General features: G+C 48.0%; 2 protein-coding genes. Both read left to right on the top strand.

All coding sequences use genetic code 11. The features are described from left to right. Positions 1-114: 114 nt before the first annotated feature. On the top strand, positions 115-405 hold the full coding sequence (locus A3766_RS04430; protein ID WP_068641785.1) for a DUF6127 family protein: 291 nt from the start codon (positions 115-117) through the stop codon (positions 403-405). 1 nt (position 406) lies between these two features. Continuing rightward, positions 407-664 (top strand): hypothetical protein (locus A3766_RS04425; RefSeq protein WP_197479314.1); only part of this gene is annotated, 258 nt, incomplete at its 3' end.

Raw genomic sequence — 664 nt, 5'->3', positions numbered from 1 at the left:
CGATGCGAGCGGACTGCAAACACGGTGTGATGCTGAAGTCCCCAATAACTGATTGAATATTCTTGATTGTTGAAACCGCCCCTGAGGCGGTTTTGTTGTTTTAGGAGAGCATAAATGGCGCCTGCCAAAGAAAAAGAGAACGGCATGGTCGTCATGCCAAAAGACGAATTTGAGAGCCTTTTGAATAACGCTGCCGAGCGAGGAGCTGAACGAGTATTGGCACATCTGGGTTTAGAAAACGGTCATGCCGCACGTGATATTCGAGAGCTTAGGGACCTATTGGAAGCCTGGCGAGATGCTAGGCGAACCGCATGGCAAACGGTAATCAAAGTCGCCACCACTGGCATTCTAGCCACATTACTGCTAGGTGCCGCCATCAAATTGAAAGTGTTCGGAGGACAATAATATGCTCACATTGTTAGGTAGTCTACTTGGCTTTATTTCAAGCGCTTTTCCTGACTTGCTGAAAATCTGGCAAGACAAACAAGACAGAAAACACGAGCTACAAATTCTCGATCGACAGATGGAGCAGATACGCCTCGGCCATAATCAGAGGCTTGAAGAAATTACCGTCAATGCGGATATCAACGAAAGCCTCGCTTTGCTCAAACACGACAGTCAGCCTTCCGGAGTAAGGTGGGTGGATGGGCTTCGAGCTTCTGTA

The organism is Oleiphilus sp. HI0132 (assembly GCF_001635845.1).
Note: the sequence above shows the minus strand (reverse complement) of the source record. Positions and strands in the feature narration are given on the sequence as shown.